Raw genomic sequence first — 17,476 nt, 5'->3', positions numbered from 1 at the left:
TTTTTGAGTATGAAATTACGTAAAGGCCCTGTTTAGAGGATAGGCATAATGTGAATTATGGTAATATGATGGAGTAAAAAGGGGAAAAGCCCTTTGGAGTCTTAGTTTCTTAAAGAAGAAGCTAGTAAAAAAGAAGGGAAAATTATACGATTGATATCGTCGGAGAAAAATACTACAATTTATGAGTTGAAATCGTAGAAGGAAGTTAAGGGGATGTATTCATGCGAATCATTTATATATCACAGCATTTCCCGCCAGAAATCGGTGCAGCCCAAGGGCGCGCCTACGATATGGCCAAAAATTTAAAAGCGTTAGACCATGATGTGACAGTACTAACGATGTTTTCAAATGATCAAATGACAACCAATTGGTATAAACGAGAGACGATCGATGGAATTGATGTGAGGCGTTCCTTTAGAGTACGCGATACAAAAACGAGTGCGAAAAGAAGACTCGCTAATTACTTGTCTTTTATGGCTTCGAGCTCGGTCGCTGGTTTGTTTACGAAAAAGCCAGATGTCGTCTATGCCACATCACCACAGCTTTTTAATGGACTAGCAGGATACTTCCTGAGTAAAGTGTACCGGGCAAAGTTTGTATTTGAAGTCCGTGATCTCTGGGTGGACTTTGCGGAGCTTTTAGGACAATTTAGTCAGCCGCTCTTGTTGAAGCTGGCTAGAAAACTAGAAAACTTCTTATATCAAAAAGCAGATTTAATCATTACCGTAACAGAAGGATATAAAACAAGGCTCATGGACCAAGGGATTCCGGAACAGAGAATTAAAGTCATTACTAATGGCGTAGATCCGGATACATTCCCTAGTGATGATATCGAAACAGATGTTAGGAAAGAACTAGGAATAGAGGACAAGCTCGTTATTCTGTTTGCCGGAAATATGGGGGCAGCTCAAGGACTAGACGCTGTCATTGATGCGGCGGAACGTCTTCAACAAGAAGAACAGCCTGTTCATTTTTTGTTCATCGGTTACGGGGTTGAAAAAGAGAAGCTAAAAGCAAAAGCACACGAGCGAAACCTTAACAATGTACAATTTTTTAATAGCATGAAAAAGCATGAACTGTCTGCTTATTATAAAGCGGCAGACATGTGTTTAGTGACATTGAAGAAGCATCCATTGTTCTCGATTACGATTCCATCGAAAGTATTTGATTGTATGGCAGCGAATAAACCGATCTTAATCGGGGTAGATGGGGAAGCGAGGGCGATAGTTGAATCGAATCATGCAGGTGTCTATTTTGAGCCTGAAAACGCAATCGACTTAGTCGAGAAAATAACAGCGATCATTAAACAAAAAGATACACTACTTGAGATGGAGCAAAATATTAAAGATATCGTTTTACAAAAGTATAATCGACAGCATCTAGCGAAAAAATTAGCGAAATATCTCGAGGAAACGGTCGATCACGTGAATACAAGTAAAGGAAATGGATCAGAATGAAAAAAGTATGTGTCATTACAACCGTCCATTCAGCGTATGATGGTCGGATTTATCATAAGCAGTGTAAAAGCTTAGCAAAAGCAGGCTATGACGTCCATTTAATTGCACCAAAACCTGAAAAAGTCGAAGAGTCGCCAGTTCAGCTCATTCCGATTTCTAAGCCAGCGAGCAAGCTGAAGCGGGTTTTTCATACGTTTTCAGTTATTAGTACAGCTCGGAAAACAAAAGCAGATATCTATCATTTTCATGACCCAGAGCTTCTGATCGTTGGAGCTATTTTACGTATATTTACCCGAAAACCAGTTATTTTTGATGTTCACGAACATTATCCGAATGCGATCATGAGTAAGCCATACTTGTCAGCTCGTCTAAAGACAGTCATACGAACGGCCTATGAAGTTGCGGAGAAGCTATTACTTCCTCTATTAAGCGGGGTCATCTATACGACGAGTATTATTGGGAAACGGTACGAAAACTATAAAAGCTGTAAAATTGAAAATTATCCATTGAAGGAAATGTTTCCGTCTCATCCTCATACGAATAAAGACCTAAATCAAGTAATGTATTTAGGGGGGATGACACCGATTCGCGGGGTAAAAGAGCTGATTGAGGCCTTTTCGATCGTTCGTAAGGAAAAACGAGAGGCAAAGCTGATGTTTGTCGGGTTCTTCGAATCAAAAGCATTTGAACAAGAAATGCACCAGTTAATTAAAAAGCTTGATTTAGAAGAACATATTGAATTCCAAGGTAGAGTGCCTTATGAGCAAATTGAAGCGTACTTAGCAAAATCATCAGTTGGAGTTATCCCTTACTTGCCCGTTCCTAACCATTTAGTCTGTTTACCGAATAAGCTATTTGAATACATGGCCTCCGGAAATGCGGTTATTGCCTCAGACTTTCCTCATTATCGGGAAGTCGTTGAGGAAAGTGAAGGTGGCGTCGTCGTTGACCCTACCAATCCTGATCAAATTGCAAAGGCTATTGTGCAATTACTAGATGATAAAGAAAAGCTAAAAGAGACGCAAAGGAATGCTCAAACATCGTTTCAGTCCACGTACAACTGGGAAAGTGAAGAAAAGAAGCTATTAGCGTTTTATAGACAAATCCTTCACACATAATTGTGTATTATTTTGGGATTATATATAAAAACATTGCTTATTCGGGTGTAGGTGCTATAATTTCTTAGGAGATGATAGAAGTAGAAGTCGAAGAAGGTGAAAATATGTTACCTCTCCATATTTATGTATTAGCATTTTTGGTCTCATTTATTGTAGCTATCGTTACAACACCACTCGTAAAAAAAATAGCATTATCGATTGGAGCAATTGACCAACCAGAAGCACGGAAGGTACATGCGAAAATCATGCCTAGATTAGGCGGATTAGCCATAGTCTTCGGGTTTGTAGCAGGCTTGCTCGTCTTACAGCCTCAATTCAGTTACATTCTTCCGATTATGGTCGGTGCTTTTATTATCGTGTTGGTAGGGATCCTTGATGATAAGTATACGTTAAAAGCGAATATAAAATTAGTCGGGCAAACGGCTGCAGCATGTATTGTCGTTTTCTCCGGTTTAAAAATTGATATGATCAACCTTCCTTTTTATGGGGAAGTGTATTTTGGAATTTGGAGTTACCCTTTTACAATCTTATGGATTGTTGGAGTAACGAATGCAATTAATTTGATCGATGGCCTCGATGGTCTTGCAGGTGGTGTGTCTACGATAGCATTAGCCTCAATTTTAACGATGGCTATTCTAGACGGACAGCTCCTAGCGATTGCTCTTTCCGTCATTTTAATCGCAAGTACATTGGGATTTCTACTGTTTAACTTTTACCCTGCGCAAATTTTTATGGGAGACACGGGTTCGTTGTTTCTCGGTTACTTGATCTCAGTTATTTCGATATTGGGCTTGTTTAAAAATTTAACATTGTTCAGTTTAATTATCCCAATAATTATATTAGCTATACCTATATTTGATACGTTTTTTGCAATCATCCGAAGAATGCTGAAACGAAAGAAGATTTCTGCTCCGGATAAGAAGCATCTTCATTATTGTTTGTTAGAAATGGGCTTTAGTCATAGACAAACCGTTTTAATTATATATGGTGTCAGTGCCTTTTTCGGAACGGCCGCGATTATCTTTTCAGCAACCGCATTATGGTTGTCGATCTTCATCATTTTCCTGCTTCTGTTTGCGATCCAAATTGGAGCTGAAATGATTGGAATTTTAGATAATGGCAAGAAACCAGTCGTCAATTTCATAAAAAGAGTCTGGAAACCAAATGAATTACGCAGAGAACCCAAATTTAGACGATAATACACTAAACGACTGTTTAGTGTATTTTTTTACATTAGGGAATTAGGAAAGTCCTAAATCTGTGGATCAGTATGTTGAAGAATACAGCTAAAACCGGAAGTGACTGGCAGGGTGAAGTAAAGAAGCAAGGTATTGTCAATCAAATTGTTTATCATTACATGGATGATATCACTAGTTCCTATTCGTGAAAAAATTTATACCTCTCTAAAAGAAGACTTGGACACAAATTAGACACAGTTTGGACAATAAAACCTGGAATCTGGATCATATATTAAAAATCTGGATCATATATTTAAAATCTCGATCAAAAAAAACACCTAAAGTAACAAATAACAAAAAAAAGCATGGACAGGGTCCATGCTAACGTCTTGCCAAATGTTCTACTCCTAGATGTTCGCGTAATGCTTGAGAAACCTCTTTGACTGATGCAGGATCTAATTCATAATAATAGATCCCATTTAAATATAAGTCATTCCCGCTAAAAGTAAGCGATTCAATGTCAGTTAATGATTTAGAATAAGGATGCAGGGCTAACATATTTTCAAATAAGAAATTGGTTGCCAAATGGTCACTTACACGGTCAATAATTTTATCAAATTTCATGATAGAAGATAAGGATGCCGCTTCTTCGATTAGACCTTTAAGAACTTCCTGTTGTCGTTCAGCACGACCGAAGTCACCTCGAGGATCATCTTTTCTCATGCGGGCATATGCTAATGCTTCTTCACCATTTAAACGCTGTGGCCCTTCATAGATTGTAACCGCATTTGCACTGCCGCGACTTCCGTGGGCATCAAATGTAAAGGGAACGTCTACTTCTACGCCGCCTACTGCATCAATCACATCAATGAAAGCTTTAAAGTTAAGGCGAACGACGTAATCAACAGGAATATCGAGAAATTCCTCAACCGTAGCAATCGTCATATCAATTCCACCGAAGGCGTGTGCGTGATTAATCTTATCTAAACGGTCACGGCCAACAATATTGACGCGTGAATCTCGTGGAATACTTACCATTTTTATCGATTTCTCTTCTTTATTAAACGTAACTAACATGATCGAGTCGGTACGAGCACCTTTACTTTCAGGCTCTAATGTATCAATACCTAGAAACAAAACCGAGAAGTTATCATGCTTCGGATCAATCGGTTCTATTCGTTTCTCAGACTTCTCACCACGAGTTAAATCATGGCTTACTTCCTGGGCTGCGCTTGCTAATTTATATGTCATATAAGAACCATAACCAACAATGGGAAGAACAACGAGAAGAAGTGGAATTAAGACCCATAAAAACTTTCTTCGCTTTCTTCGTCTCCTTTTTTCGATACGTTTATTCATAATTCGACTCCTTTTTTTAGGCTCTTTTAATATTTTAGTAGAACACTAAATAAGAAGCAATATAAATATTCGCCTAACTATGTAATATTTAGGTAACAAAATCATAACAAAAAAAACAGCCGCATATGAATGACGGCTGTCTAGCAATTTATTGAATTTCTAAATGCTCTTTTAATTCATTAGTAACTCGTGCAATCTCTTCATCAGGAACAATGTAATAATAAATTCCATTCATTGTCGTCCCTGTTCCACTGATTTGTAGTTGTTCGACCGTATGGCGAGCGTCGCGGTATTTCGATTGGATTTCTTTCATGTCATCGAATTCAATATCGGTTTTCACATTATGCCCAATCGCTTGCAGCATATCGTCGATTTTTGAAATCGAACTAATTTGGGCACCTTCTTGAATGACGGCATTAATAATTTGACGCTGACGATCATTTCGGCCGAAGTCTCCACGTGGGTCTTGCTTTCTCATACGGGAATAGGCTAAAGCTTCTTCTCCGCTCAACGTAATTTCGCCTTCAGGGAAGGTAAATCTTCCTTCCTTAAACGCAAAGCTGTTATTTACCGTTACTCCACCAACAGCATCTACAATATCTTTAAAGCCTTCCATATTCACACTTACATAGTGATCAATCGGAATATCGAGCAGCTCTGAAACGGTATCCATCGCCATACCAACACCGCCAAAGGCGTAGGCATGATTAATTTTATCATCTATACCTTTTCCAACGATGTGTGTTCGTGTATCACGAGGAATGCTTAGCATTTTTACCGATTTTTTATTCGGATTAACCGTCATGACAATAATCGTATCAGAACGCCCTTTAATTTCCTCACCACGAGAGTCTACTCCCGTAATTAAAAAGGAGAGTGGCTGCTTCTTTTCGACTTCAACTATTCTTGTTGTTTTTTCGCGTTCTATTGGTTGATGCATTTCTGTCACGGTATCTTTTACTGTTTTATATAAGTAAAAACCATATCCGGCGATCGATAGCACAATAACAGCAACTATAATAGAAGCAATCAAAATTATTTTTTTTGTTGTACTCATAATGTATGCCTCTTTCTACTTTTGTTTGACAAATTTTGATAGACTAGCAAATTAATTATAGTAAGAATTGTCTCTTTTCGCAAACTGAATATTTAAGCACATATCAAACAAATTTTAGATCAATCTATAAAAATTTGTTAATCATGAATTTCCTCTCCAAAATACGACTTTATGTGATATAATTCATCTTGTTGAATTTTTCACATAGATTTTTACAGATTTTTAAGCTTCTTACTGTTAGGGAGGACAAAATGGAAGAGACAATTAGTTTAAAAGAACTATTTACGACATTAAGAAAGAGAGTCAAATTACTTATTATACTACCATTAATTGCTGTAGTAGTAAGTGGGTTAATAAGTTACTTATTTTTAACACCCATTTATCAATCATCAACACAAATTCTAGTCAATCAGTCAAAAACAGATATGCAGAGTTTAAATTCTGGTGATATACGAACAAATATTGAGTTAATTAATACGTACAACGTTATTATTAAGAGTCCTGCAATTTTAGAATTAGTTATAGCGGAACTTAATTTAAATACATCTGTCGGAGAGTTAAATAGTAGAATTTCAGTTGGCAGTGAAAGAAATTCCCAAGTTGCTGCAATTACCGTACAACACGAAGATCCTGCCCTGGCAGCAAATATTGCTAATACAATTGCTTCTGTTTTTCAGCGTGAAATTGTTACTATTATGAATGTCGATAATGTAAGTATTCTGTCACAAGCACAAATAAGTGAAAACCCTAGTCCAATTAAACCGAATCCAACATTAAATATGGCGATTGCCTTTGTGGTTGGATTAATGGCGGCAGTAGGACTAGCCTTCTTGTTTGAATACTTAGATACAACGGTAAAAACAGAGCAAGATATAGAAAGATTACTTGGTTTACCTGTTATCGGAGTGGTTTCGCAAATGGATACATCCGTAACAACAAAGAAAAAAAGACGGAAAGTTTCTTAAGGTAGGTGTTAGTTTATGGCACGTAAACAACAATTAAAAGAAAACAATAAACGAAGCTTAATCACACAAGTTGATCCGAAGTCTCCGGTCTCAGAGCAGTATCGGACGATTCGAACGAATATAGAATTTGCATCCATCGATAAAAAAGTAAAAACGATCCTCGTTACATCAGCGGGTCCTGGGGAAGGGAAATCAACAACAGCCGCCAATTTAGCGGTTGTGATGGCTCAGCAAGGGAATAAGGTATTACTTGTCGATGCGGACTTACGTAAGCCGACAGCTCATTATACGTTTGGCGTCCCAAACATTGCGGGTTTAACAAGTTTAATCACGAAACAGCATACGGAAGAAGAAGCGATCCAAGTAACAAAAATAAATAACCTGTTTCTGTTACCGAGTGGGCCTATACCACCGAACCCAGCGGAACTACTAAGCTCACGAGCGATGTCACTATTTTTAGAAAATGTAAAGACAACATTTGACGTCGTTATTCTAGACTCGCCACCGTTAATGGCAGTCACTGATCCACAAATCATTTCCAATTATACTGATGGAACGATTTTGGTAGTTAGTAGTGGGAAAACGGATCAAGAGCAAGTAGTTAAAGCGAAAGACCTATTAATAGCAGCGAAAGCGAAAATTTTAGGGGTTGTACTCAACGGGAAAGAGCAAAAAGAGGGTCAAAATTACTATTATTATGGACAATAATTGTAAAGATTGTAAAGGTATGTACCTAAATGTCGTATTTTATGATAATATGGAAAAGGATTTACAGAAGAGGTGAGTTGAATGATTGATATACATTGTCATATCTTACCGAATATAGATGATGGAGCTGCTCATTTAACAGAAAGTATCCAAATGGTAGAGCAGGCGATTCAAGAAGGTATCACAACGATTATTGCGACGCCTCACCATCTCAATGGTCCATATATAAACGAAAAAGCGAAAATTATCAAAGCTGTTGATCAGCTCAATGAAGAAATAGGAAATAAAGGATTAGATTTAAAAATACTCCCAGGTCAAGAATGTCGAATTTATGGAGATCTTATAAACGATTATCATAAAGGCGACATTCTTCCTTTAGCGAATAGTAATAAATATGTCTTTGTTGAATTTTCATCCAATCATGTACCGCGATATGCGAAGCAGTTATTTTATGATATGCAGCTTGCTGGATTAACACCAATCATCGTTCATCCAGAGCGAAATAGTCAAATCATGACTTCACCTGATCTGTTATATGACTTTGTAACAAGTGGAGCATTAACACAAATTACAACATCTAGTTTAACTGGTCATTTTGGTAAAAAGATTAAGAGATTTACAGAAGATTTGATTGAACATCATTTGACACATTTTATCGCTTCAGATGCTCATAATCTAGTAAACCGACCGTTCCGAATGAGAGAGGCGTTACACGAGCTAGAAAGCACATTTGGTATTGAAATTGTTTATCAGTTTCAAGAAAATGCCGACCTGGTTGTCAATGGACTTCACGTTGCAACGGAACCACCGGAGCGAGTGAAGAAAAAGAAATTTTTAGGGATTTTTTAATTGGGTGATGGTTATGAAAAAGCTTTCGGACTTCCCGAAAACAATAAACAAAACCGTTAGATATATTAAACAAGATGCACCTTACGAAGACCTTGAGAAGATACAATTACTCATAAAAAAAGCAATAGATGATAGAAAACAACAAGAAAACAAGGCGAGCAAGGCGTCCTGTTAGAGTATAAATCTATTGGCAATGTCTCCTTGCCGTTATCGATGGAGGCACTCGGTCATGCTGTGGGGTTCTATGTAGTGAACCCTTAGGTGCTTGTCGCCAAGGGTATGGCGTGAGGAGAGGTTAAATGCCTCTAATATTTTTAAAGTAAAACAATATATAGTAAAACGTTTTCATTTATATATTGAGCCTTAAGCTATGTTTCTTTGAATGAAAAGGAAGTATAGTTTAAGGCTTTATTTGTGAAAAGGATATGAAATTTGGAAGGGGTAGGGAAATGTCTTATCAGAAACGGTTATTAGCATTAATGCTAGTCGACTCTGCGATTGTTTTATCATGTATCTTTATTAGTTATTTCGTATTAATCCCAACAGGTACGACTTTTTCAACGGTACTCATACTCAGTTCGGTAACGTTATTAATTAGCCATCATGCATTTGCTTCCTACTATAAGCTGTACAAAAAAGCATGGGAGTATGCGAGTATTCATGAGCTCGTTGCAATTGGAAAAGCAGTCACATTTTCGATTGTTGTCGCTGGAGCCATTCAATTTGTTCTAATTCAGGATATTTACTTACGTACGTTAGTGATCACTTGGATGATGCACATCTTACTTATCGGAGGCTCACGTTTTTCTTGGCGGATGTATCGCGATACGTACATTAAACCGAGTAAAGATAAAAAACGAACACTTATCATTGGTGCAGGATCAGCAGGAACAATGGTCGTCAGGCAGCTTCAGCATAATGAGGAAGTAGAGCTTAATCCGGTAGCATTTATCGATGATGACTTTACGAAGCATCATTTAGAAATTATGGGTCTACCCGTCATAGGAGGAGTAGATCAAATTGAAACAGTTGTTCAAGAAAAGCAGATTGAACATATTATTATTGCAATTCCGTCCTTAAAAAAAGCAGAGTTAAGTAACATTTTCAACGAATGTTCTAAAACAAAAGCAAAGACACAAATCATGCCAAAGATTGAAGATATTATGGTCGGAAAAATTTCGGTCAGTCAATTTCGAGATGTACAAGTAGAGGATTTACTCGGTCGTGAGCCTGTCGAATTAGACATTGCCGGCATAGAACAGCTAATTAAAGGACAAACCGTATTAGTGACAGGTGCTGGTGGTTCGATCGGGTCTGAGATTTGTCGCCAAATTACGAATTTTGATCCAAAAGAGTTGATCCTATTAGGGCACGGAGAAAATAGCATCTATTCGATTGAAATGGAACTAAGACGTAATCTACCAAACTTAAATCTAGATACAGAAATTGCAGACGTCCAAGATCGGAACAAGGTGCTTGCGATTATGAACAAACGCAAGCCGCATGTTGTGTTCCATGCCGCAGCCCATAAGCATGTACCGTTAATGGAACGTAACCCAGAGGAAGCGGTTAAGAATAATGTGATCGGAACGAAAAATGTCGCAGAAGCAGCAAGCAATGCTAACGTGAATACATTTGTGATGATTTCAACAGATAAGGCAGTTAACCCAACAAGTGTGATGGGTGCGACGAAGCGTATTGCGGAAATGATCATTCAACATATGGATATGATTAGTGAAACGAGATACGTTGCCGTTCGCTTTGGTAATGTACTAGGAAGCCGCGGTAGTGTTATCCCACTATTTAAAGAACAAATTCAAAATGGTGGCCCAGTGACAGTCACTCACCCAGATATGATCCGTTATTTCATGACGATCCCTGAAGCTTCACGCTTAGTACTACAAGCCGGAGCACTTGCAAAAGGTGGCGAAGTGTTTGTTTTAGATATGGGTGAACCAGTAAAAATCGTCGATTTAGCGAAAAACCTTATTAAACTATCAGGTTATACAGAGTCAGAAATTCCAATTAAGTTCACAGGTATGCGTCCTGGAGAGAAAATGTTTGAAGAGCTACTCGGTGAAGATGAAGTTCATGATGAACAGGTGTATCCGAAGATTTATCGAGGAAAGACGCCTGAAGTAAACATCAATGTAGCAGAAAAGTTAATTGAGGATTTTGAGAATATGCAAAAAGTAGAGTTACGTGAAGAATTACTTGATATTGCGAATTTTAGGAAGAGAGAGTTACAAGTGTTGAGTGCAGTGAAGTAGGTTGAGTTAAAAGTTAGAGGTGTAAAGAAACCTACGTATCTTCAACCTTTAATAGAGGAGTGGTTTGATGAAAAAAGTAAGAAAAGCGATTATTCCTGCAGCTGGTTTAGGAACCCGCTTCCTCCCAGCAACCAAAGCAATGCCGAAAGAAATGTTACCAATTGTTGATAAACCAACCATTCAATATATTGTCGAAGAGGCAGTAAATTCTGGAATAGAGGATATCATTATTGTTACTGGTAAAGGGAAACGTGCGATTGAGGATCATTTTGATCATGCTTTTGAGTTAGAGCAAAATTTGTTCCAAAAAGGAAAGACTGACTTATTAGAGAAAGTTCAATATTCCTCTAAAATGGTGGATATCCATTATATTCGACAAAAAGAGCCTAAAGGATTAGGGCATGCCGTATGGTGTGCACGTAAGTTTATTGGTGATGAACCATTTGCTGTGTTATTAGGAGATGATATTGTTCAGGCAGATAAGCCATGTCTAAAGCAATTAATCGAACAACATGAAGAAACACTTTCATCTGTTATCGGTGTCCAAACCGTACCCGATGAAGAAACACATCGTTATGGTATTGTCGATCCTATTAATAATTTGGGAAGAAGATATACAGTTAATCAGTTTGTGGAAAAACCGAAAAAAGGTACTGCTCCTTCAAACTTAGCAATTATGGGACGTTATGTATTAACTCCTGAGATCTTCATGTTTTTAGATCGGCAAGAAACAGGAGCTGGTGGAGAAATTCAGTTAACAGATGCCATTCAAAAGTTAAATGAAATTCAACGTGTCTTTGCTTATGATTTTGAAGGGCAAAGGTATGATGTTGGGGAGAAAATGGGGTTTGTTAAGACGACGATTGAGTTTGCGATGCAGAATGGGGAGTTAAAGCAGGAGTTGCTTAAGTTTCTTGAGGGAGTTGTGGAGAAGGAGAAAGTGAAGTAGAGTTTAGTTGGTTAGGGGGTAGTGGTTAGTTAGATAGTGAAAAATGAGTCGCTACTACCCTACCATTTGAAGGGAAGCAATATAATAATTTGACACCTTTAGAAATGCTGAATGAGATAAGTTCGGAGGTGTCAAGTATGTTTGAAATAAATAAAACTTACAAAAATAGTGGTAAAGATAAAGACAACGATGCTTAATTCAATTTCAAATTGTCTTAGGTTTCTTAGAGTAAATAATAAAGGTATGACTTTAATAGAGTTACTAGTAGTAATTATTATTATAGGTATACTCGCATCGATTGCTATTCCAGTTGTTGTAGGTGTAATAGAAAAGTCAAAGGATGAGGTTTGCCGTATAAATATACTCCAGTTTGAAAAGGAGTATGTAAAACATTTGACTATCGAAAGTGTTGATCATTCAGATGTATTCTTTGCACAATTTTTGGAAAGCTATAATTACGATTTATGCGATGAGGATTGTAATTTAACATATATAGATGGGATAGTTCTTTGTAGTGATAGTTCTGGTGACGACGGTGATACTGAAAAGGATGAGGGTGTTCCGTTTTTGTGATTGGTGGGGGTTAGTTGGTTAGGGGAAAGTTGGGTAGGAAGGTCCTAACCTAGTTAATAATAACTTACCGCTAACTACTAATTCGATTGAATGATAATGTGGAAGTCAGAATGGTCAATAGACAACCACTATATGTTGAGTAATTTTTCGTAAAAAATCACTTTTTTATATAATATATGGATTTTATCTATTGCGCATACTGGTCTTGGGGTTACTATGAGTAGATAAAATAGATAAAAAAAGCCCTTTTGTAAATATATGGATTATAAAAACGTTGATTTGACGAGCTTTTTAAGTAAGAATATTCTGAAAACGGATTGGTTTTTTTCTAGGAACTGAGTATCGTTGTTAGATTGAACGCTAGAAGTCTTGCAGGATAAGGGTTTGAGGTGTTTTTAGTGAGATTTATAGATTGATTGAATGGTATATATAATAGGAAGAAACTCGGTTTTGTGTGGTTGTGAAGTGAATATCTATTTCGTATTTAGTTAGTCGATTGAATAGATATTACGAGGTGACTATCAAAAGTGGATGTAATTTAGTGGGTTAGTAGTTATTTTGATATGCACTGGACTCAAATTAAGTACTAACCAACTAAAAAGCTATAAAATTAGTATCCATTAAAGGAGAGAAAAGAGATTTTAAATCAGGATTTACTGAAAGGTGGAATTTTCATGAGTTATCGGAATAGATTAGGTCTTCTTCTTATTATAGACTCTACAATTGTCCTGATGGCAATTTATGTAAGTCACTTCTTCTTAAACACTGAGTTTGTTATATTTTCCATGCCGGTGTTGTTAGTTAGTTCAGTAGCGTTATTAGTGAGTCATCATGTTTTTGCATTATGGTTTAAGCTATATCGAAAAGCATGGGAATATGCAAGTATAGGTGAATTGGTAACAATTTTTAAGGCCATAACTTTGTCGGTTATAATTACTGCCATCATCCAGATCATCATATTCCAAGATTTATATATCCGCACATTATTAGTCACGTGGACACTTCACTTTTTGTTAATTGGTGGATCTCGTTTCTCGTGGAGAATCTATCGTGATTTATTTGTAAAACGTGATGATACCCGTCAACGTACATTAGTTGTCGGAGCAGGTTCTGCAGGAACAATGGTTGTTCGACAGCTCTTACAAAATAGAGCTGCTGATTTAAATCCAGTTGCTTTTATTGATGACGATGAAAAGAAGCATCGCCTTGAAATTATGGGAGTTCCGGTTGTCGCTGGTGTGGACAAACTAGAAGAAACAGTAAATGAATTGGATATACAAAATGTTGTTATAGCTATACCTTCCTTAAGTAAAGTGGAATTAAACAAGATCTTTAGTGAATGTTCGAAAACAAAAGCGAAGACCAAGATTTTACCGATGATAGAAGATTTAATGACAGGTAAAGTATCGGTAAGTAACTTCCGTGATGTAGAAGTAGAAGACTTACTTGGTCGTGAACCGGTAAAGCTTGATATGTCTAGTATTGCTGAATCTATCACAAATCGAGTTATTCTTGTTACAGGTGCAGGTGGTTCAATTGGATCTGAAATCTGTCGTCAAGTTTCGAAATTTAACCCTGCTAAACTAGTATTGTTAGGGCACGGGGAAAATAGTATTTATAATATTGAATTGGAATTAAGATCAATCTACCAGGGTCAAGTTACAATTGAAACAGAAATTGCAGATGTTCAAGATCGCCACAAAATGTTTGCGATTATTGATAAACACCAACCAGATGTTGTTTATCATGCAGCAGCACATAAGCATGTTCCATTAATGGAACGAAATCCAGAAGAAGCTGTGAAAAATAACATCATTGGTACAAAAAATATCGCAGAAGCCGCGAATGTATTCAAGGTACAAACATTTGTCATGGTTTCTACTGATAAAGCAGTAAATCCAACAAGTGTTATGGGAGCAACTAAGCGTTTAGCGGAAATGCTTGTACAACATATGGATACAGTAAGCGATAATACGCGTTTTGTAGCAGTGCGGTTTGGAAATGTTCTTGGAAGTCGTGGAAGTGTTATTCCATTGTTTAAAAAGCAAATCCAGGCTGGTGGACCAGTAACAGTTACACATCCAGATATGGTTCGTTACTTTATGACGATTCCAGAGGCCTCACGTCTTGTGATTCAAGCTGGTGCGCTTGCACAAGGTGGAGAGATCTTTGTGCTTGATATGGGAGAGCCAGTTAAGATTGTTGATTTAGCAAAGAATTTGATAAAACTTTCAGGTTATTCAGTAGATGATATTGGAATAAAGTTCAGTGGTATTCGACCTGGAGAGAAGATGTTTGAAGAGCTACTTGGTAAAGATGAGGTACATGATGAACAGATATGGCCAAAAATTTATGTGGGAAAAACAGCTACCCTATACATTGGTGAGATAAACGAAATAATTGATACCTACTATATGCTGAATATAGAAGACTTAAGAAATAGATTGTTGAGTTTAGGTAATAAAGAAGTTGCTAAGAAGGAAGCTATTTCTGTGTAAGTAATTATGAGGGGTTAGCATCATTAATAAAAGTTGGACTATTTACTAACAAACCACTAATGATTTTGATAGAGGAAGGAAGTTTTTGAACAATGGGAGATAGAATATTTCTTTCTTCACCTCATATGAGTGATGAAGGCTATGAATTAGAGTACGTTAATAATGCATTTGATACAAACTGGATTGCCCCTCTTGGCGAAAATGTAAATGAATTTGAAAAAGAACTAGCAATTAAGGTGGGTTCCAAAGCCGCAGCTGCACTTTCTTCAGGTACTGGAGCTATTCACTTGGCTTTAAAGGCTGCTGGTGTTGGCGAAGGAGATATAGTTTTTTGTCCAACATTAACCTTCACTGCAACTGCAAATCCAATAATCTATCAAAATGCAATTCCTGTTTTTATAGATAGTGAGTATGGTACATGGAACATGTGTCCTAAAGCTCTTGAACAAGCTTTTGAAAGGTATCCTGATGTTAAAGCAGTAATTGTAGTTCATCTTTATGGGATTTCTGCAGATATGGATAAAATTCTAGCACTTTGCAAAAAAAATAATGTAGTGTTAATTGAGGATGCTGCTGAGAGTTTAGGTACTTATTATAAAGGTAAGCACACTGGTACTTTTGGTGATTATGGTATCTTCTCTTTTAATGGGAACAAAATAATTACAACATCTGGTGGAGGAATGTTAGTTTCAGATAATACAGAAAGAGTAGAAAAAGTGAAGTTTTGGGCTACTCAAGCAAGGGACCAAGCTAGACACTACCAACATAGCGAATTAGGCTTTAATTATCGAATGAGTAATGTATTAGCGGGTATTGGTAGAGGCCAACTTAAAATTTTAGACCAAAGAGTTAAAAAGAAGCAATATATTTTCCAATATTATAAGCGAAAACTTAGTAACCTCGATGGTGTTAAATTTATGCCTAGCAATGATTGGGATCAACCAAATTATTGGCTAAGTTCAATGACTTTAAGTGGCAATATAAAACCAATAGATGTTATGGAAGCTTTGGAAAGGGAGAATATAGAGGCAAGGCCAATATGGAAACCGATGCATCTACAGCCTTTGTTCGAGAAGTATGATTTTATTGGTACAGACGTATCAGAAAAGTTATTTGCAAGTGGTTTATGCTTACCATCTGATACTAAAATGACTGATGAAGATTTGGAAAGAGTCACAGATATCATAAAAGGATTGTGGTTAAAGTAATGAAACTTTATAAAAACAATATATATAAAAGACTTATAAAAAGACCTTTGGATTTTATTCTTTCTTTAATTGCTATTATTGCTTTAAGTCCAGTTCTTTTAGTAGTTGCTTCTCTAATAAGACTTAAACTAGGAAGTCCAGTCTTCTTTACACAAGAAAGGCCCGGATTAAATGAAAAAATCTTTAAAATGTATAAATTTAGAACTATGACTGATGAAAGAAACGAAAAAGGTGAATTACTTCCTGATAGTAAACGGCTTACAAAATTCGGAAGGTTTTTACGTTCTACATCCTTAGATGAACTTCCTGAATTATTTAATATATTGAAAGGAGATATGTCTATCATAGGACCAAGACCTTTGTTAGTACAGTATTTATCTCTATATGATGGTCATCAAAAACGACGCCATGAAGTAAGACCAGGACTATCGGGGCTCGCACAGGTAAACGGAAGAAATGGAATAAGTTGGGAAGAGAGATTTAATCTTGATATAGATTATGTAGATAATGTAACTTTTTTAAGGGATTTCTCTATTATTTTTTTAACAATTAAAAAGGTACTTGTAAGGGAAGGAATTAACTCTGAAACTTCTGCAACGATGGAACCTTTTAAAGGGAATGAAAAGGAAAAACTAAAGATATGAGAAATAAATTAATAATAATTGGTGCGAGTGGCCATGGAAAAGTTGCAGCAGACATTGCTACAAAAATGAATAAATGGAGTACCATTGCTTTTTTAGATGATAATTCAAATATTAAGACTTCTTTGGGTATAGAGATTATTGGCAAATCTGCAGATGCTTTTAAATTTATAAATGATTGTGATTTATTTGTTGCTATTGGAAACAATTCTATACGAAAAAAAGTTTATGAGGACCTTGAATCAAAAGGGGCAAGCATAGCTACTTTAATTCATCCTGATTCAATAATTGGTCAACAAGTTGAAATATGTTCAGGAACAGTAGTAATGCCTGGTGCAATTATTAACTGTTGTACCCACATCGGCAAAGGGTGCATAATTAACACTGGTGTTACCATTGATCATGATAACATTATTGAAGATTACGTACATTTATCTCCTGGAGTGCATTTGGCCGGGAATGTAATCATAGGAAAGCACTCATGGCTAGGAGTTGGAAGTGCAGTAATTAATAATATAACTATTAATAACTGTTCCATTATTGGTGCGGGTGCTGTAGTTATCAATAATATAACTAGTTCTGGGACATATGTTGGAGTACCTGCGATTAATATTCATTCAAGAAGAAATTAATATCAGTATGGGGG

Annotated in this window: 15 protein-coding genes; 13 read left to right on the top strand and 2 right to left on the bottom strand. The window is 36.7% G+C overall.

Annotation, left to right across the window (positions count from 1 at the left end):
* Positions 1-221 precede the first annotated feature (221 nt).
* The 3 genes from J0N78_RS04130 to J0N78_RS04120 all read left to right on the top strand — a co-directional run bounded on the left by J0N78_RS04130 (position 222) and on the right by J0N78_RS04120 (position 3,774).
* Positions 222-1,457, top strand: a complete 1,236-nt coding sequence (locus tag J0N78_RS04130; RefSeq protein ID WP_209121751.1) for a glycosyltransferase family 4 protein — start codon at positions 222-224, stop codon at positions 1,455-1,457.
* Entirely contained in the window at positions 1,454-2,575 is a 1,122-nt protein-coding gene (locus J0N78_RS04125; protein ID WP_209121750.1) for a glycosyltransferase family 4 protein, read from the top strand. Before J0N78_RS04130 ends, J0N78_RS04125 begins: the two co-directional genes overlap by 4 nt.
* Before the next feature lie 119 nt (positions 2,576-2,694).
* Positions 2,695-3,774 (top strand): glycosyltransferase family 4 protein, encoded by a 1,080-nt coding sequence (locus J0N78_RS04120; RefSeq protein WP_374193865.1) that lies wholly within the window; start codon positions 2,695-2,697, stop codon positions 3,772-3,774.
* A gap of 360 nt (positions 3,775-4,134) precedes the next feature.
* Here the strand turns inward: J0N78_RS04120 and J0N78_RS04115 are convergent, their stop codons facing one another.
* Both J0N78_RS04115 and J0N78_RS04110 read right to left on the bottom strand, forming a co-directional pair.
* Positions 4,135-5,112 carry an LCP family protein gene (locus tag J0N78_RS04115; RefSeq protein ID WP_209121748.1) on the bottom strand — a complete coding sequence of 326 codons (978 nt, stop codon included), beginning with the start codon at positions 5,110-5,112 and terminating at the stop codon, positions 4,135-4,137.
* Positions 5,113-5,260: 148 nt separating this feature from the next.
* Positions 5,261-6,169 (bottom strand): LCP family glycopolymer transferase, encoded by a 909-nt coding sequence (locus J0N78_RS04110; protein ID WP_209121747.1) that lies wholly within the window; start codon positions 6,167-6,169, stop codon positions 5,261-5,263.
* 251 nt (positions 6,170-6,420) lie between these two features.
* On the opposite strand from J0N78_RS04110, the gene J0N78_RS04105 reads away from it, so the two are divergent.
* The 10 genes from J0N78_RS04105 to J0N78_RS04060 all read left to right on the top strand — a co-directional run bounded on the left by J0N78_RS04105 (position 6,421) and on the right by J0N78_RS04060 (position 17,462).
* Positions 6,421-7,134 (top strand): YveK family protein, encoded by a 714-nt coding sequence (locus J0N78_RS04105; RefSeq protein WP_209121746.1) that lies wholly within the window; start codon positions 6,421-6,423, stop codon positions 7,132-7,134.
* Positions 7,135-7,149: 15 nt separating this feature from the next.
* Positions 7,150-7,842, top strand: a complete 693-nt coding sequence (locus J0N78_RS04100) for a CpsD/CapB family tyrosine-protein kinase (RefSeq protein ID WP_209121745.1) — start codon at positions 7,150-7,152, stop codon at positions 7,840-7,842.
* 81 nt (positions 7,843-7,923) lie between these two features.
* Positions 7,924-8,691, top strand: a complete 768-nt coding sequence (locus J0N78_RS04095) for a tyrosine-protein phosphatase (RefSeq protein WP_209121744.1) — start codon at positions 7,924-7,926, stop codon at positions 8,689-8,691.
* Between the two features lie 449 nt (positions 8,692-9,140).
* Complete coding sequence (locus J0N78_RS04090; protein WP_209121743.1) at positions 9,141-10,961, top strand: polysaccharide biosynthesis protein; 1,821 nt, start codon at positions 9,141-9,143, stop codon at positions 10,959-10,961.
* 67 nt (positions 10,962-11,028) lie between these two features.
* Positions 11,029-11,910, top strand: coding sequence for a UTP--glucose-1-phosphate uridylyltransferase GalU (gene galU / locus J0N78_RS04085; RefSeq protein ID WP_209121742.1), 882 nt, complete (start codon positions 11,029-11,031; stop codon positions 11,908-11,910).
* Between the two features lie 243 nt (positions 11,911-12,153).
* Positions 12,154-12,483: a prepilin-type N-terminal cleavage/methylation domain-containing protein gene (locus J0N78_RS04080; protein WP_247747104.1), complete on the top strand. Its 330-nt coding sequence runs from the start codon at positions 12,154-12,156 to the stop codon at positions 12,481-12,483.
* A gap of 674 nt (positions 12,484-13,157) precedes the next feature.
* The gene (locus tag J0N78_RS04075; RefSeq protein ID WP_209121740.1) at positions 13,158-14,981 is read left to right on the top strand and encodes a polysaccharide biosynthesis protein; all 1,824 of its coding nucleotides are present in this window, start codon (positions 13,158-13,160) and stop codon (positions 14,979-14,981) included.
* Positions 14,982-15,073: 92 nt separating this feature from the next.
* A complete protein-coding gene (locus tag J0N78_RS04070) occupies positions 15,074-16,189 on the top strand; it encodes a DegT/DnrJ/EryC1/StrS family aminotransferase (protein WP_209121739.1) in 1,116 nt (371 codons plus the stop codon).
* Positions 16,189-16,833 carry a sugar transferase gene (locus J0N78_RS04065; RefSeq protein ID WP_247747103.1) on the top strand — a complete coding sequence of 215 codons (645 nt, stop codon included), beginning with the start codon at positions 16,189-16,191 and terminating at the stop codon, positions 16,831-16,833. The genes J0N78_RS04070 and J0N78_RS04065 overlap by 1 nt, the downstream gene beginning before the upstream one ends.
* Entirely contained in the window at positions 16,830-17,462 is a 633-nt protein-coding gene (locus tag J0N78_RS04060; RefSeq protein WP_209121738.1) for an acetyltransferase, read from the top strand. Before J0N78_RS04065 ends, J0N78_RS04060 begins: the two co-directional genes overlap by 4 nt.
* Positions 17,463-17,476: the final 14 nt, after the last annotated feature.

The sequence above is a fragment of the Alkalihalobacillus sp. BA299 genome (assembly GCF_017745675.1).
Lineage (GTDB): Bacteria > Bacillota > Bacilli > Bacillales > Bacillaceae_F > Alkalihalobacterium.
Note: the sequence above shows the minus strand (reverse complement) of the source record. Positions and strands in the feature narration are given on the sequence as shown.

What these genes read in the sequence shown, in the direction of transcription:
- J0N78_RS04130 (WP_209121751.1), top strand. Translation starts at nt 222, where the DNA reads ATGCGAATCATTTATATATCACAGCATTTCCCGCCAGAAATCGGTGCA.
- J0N78_RS04125 (WP_209121750.1), top strand. Translation starts at nt 1,454, where the DNA reads ATGAAAAAAGTATGTGTCATTACAACCGTCCATTCAGCGTATGATGGT.
- J0N78_RS04115 (WP_209121748.1), bottom strand. Translation starts at nt 5,112, where the DNA reads ATGAATAAACGTATCGAAAAAAGGAGACGAAGAAAGCGAAGAAAGTTT.
- J0N78_RS04110 (WP_209121747.1), bottom strand. Translation starts at nt 6,169, where the DNA reads ATGAGTACAACAAAAAAAATAATTTTGATTGCTTCTATTATAGTTGCT.
- J0N78_RS04105 (WP_209121746.1), top strand. Translation starts at nt 6,421, where the DNA reads ATGGAAGAGACAATTAGTTTAAAAGAACTATTTACGACATTAAGAAAG.
- J0N78_RS04100 (WP_209121745.1), top strand. Translation starts at nt 7,150, where the DNA reads ATGGCACGTAAACAACAATTAAAAGAAAACAATAAACGAAGCTTAATC.
- J0N78_RS04095 (WP_209121744.1), top strand. Translation starts at nt 7,924, where the DNA reads ATGATTGATATACATTGTCATATCTTACCGAATATAGATGATGGAGCT.
- J0N78_RS04090 (WP_209121743.1), top strand. Translation starts at nt 9,141, where the DNA reads ATGTCTTATCAGAAACGGTTATTAGCATTAATGCTAGTCGACTCTGCG.
- galU (WP_209121742.1), top strand. Translation starts at nt 11,029, where the DNA reads ATGAAAAAAGTAAGAAAAGCGATTATTCCTGCAGCTGGTTTAGGAACC.
- J0N78_RS04080 (WP_247747104.1), top strand. Translation starts at nt 12,154, where the DNA reads ATGACTTTAATAGAGTTACTAGTAGTAATTATTATTATAGGTATACTC.
- J0N78_RS04075 (WP_209121740.1), top strand. Translation starts at nt 13,158, where the DNA reads ATGAGTTATCGGAATAGATTAGGTCTTCTTCTTATTATAGACTCTACA.
- J0N78_RS04070 (WP_209121739.1), top strand. Translation starts at nt 15,074, where the DNA reads ATGGGAGATAGAATATTTCTTTCTTCACCTCATATGAGTGATGAAGGC.
- J0N78_RS04065 (WP_247747103.1), top strand. Translation starts at nt 16,189, where the DNA reads ATGAAACTTTATAAAAACAATATATATAAAAGACTTATAAAAAGACCT.
- J0N78_RS04060 (WP_209121738.1), top strand. Translation starts at nt 16,830, where the DNA reads ATGAGAAATAAATTAATAATAATTGGTGCGAGTGGCCATGGAAAAGTT.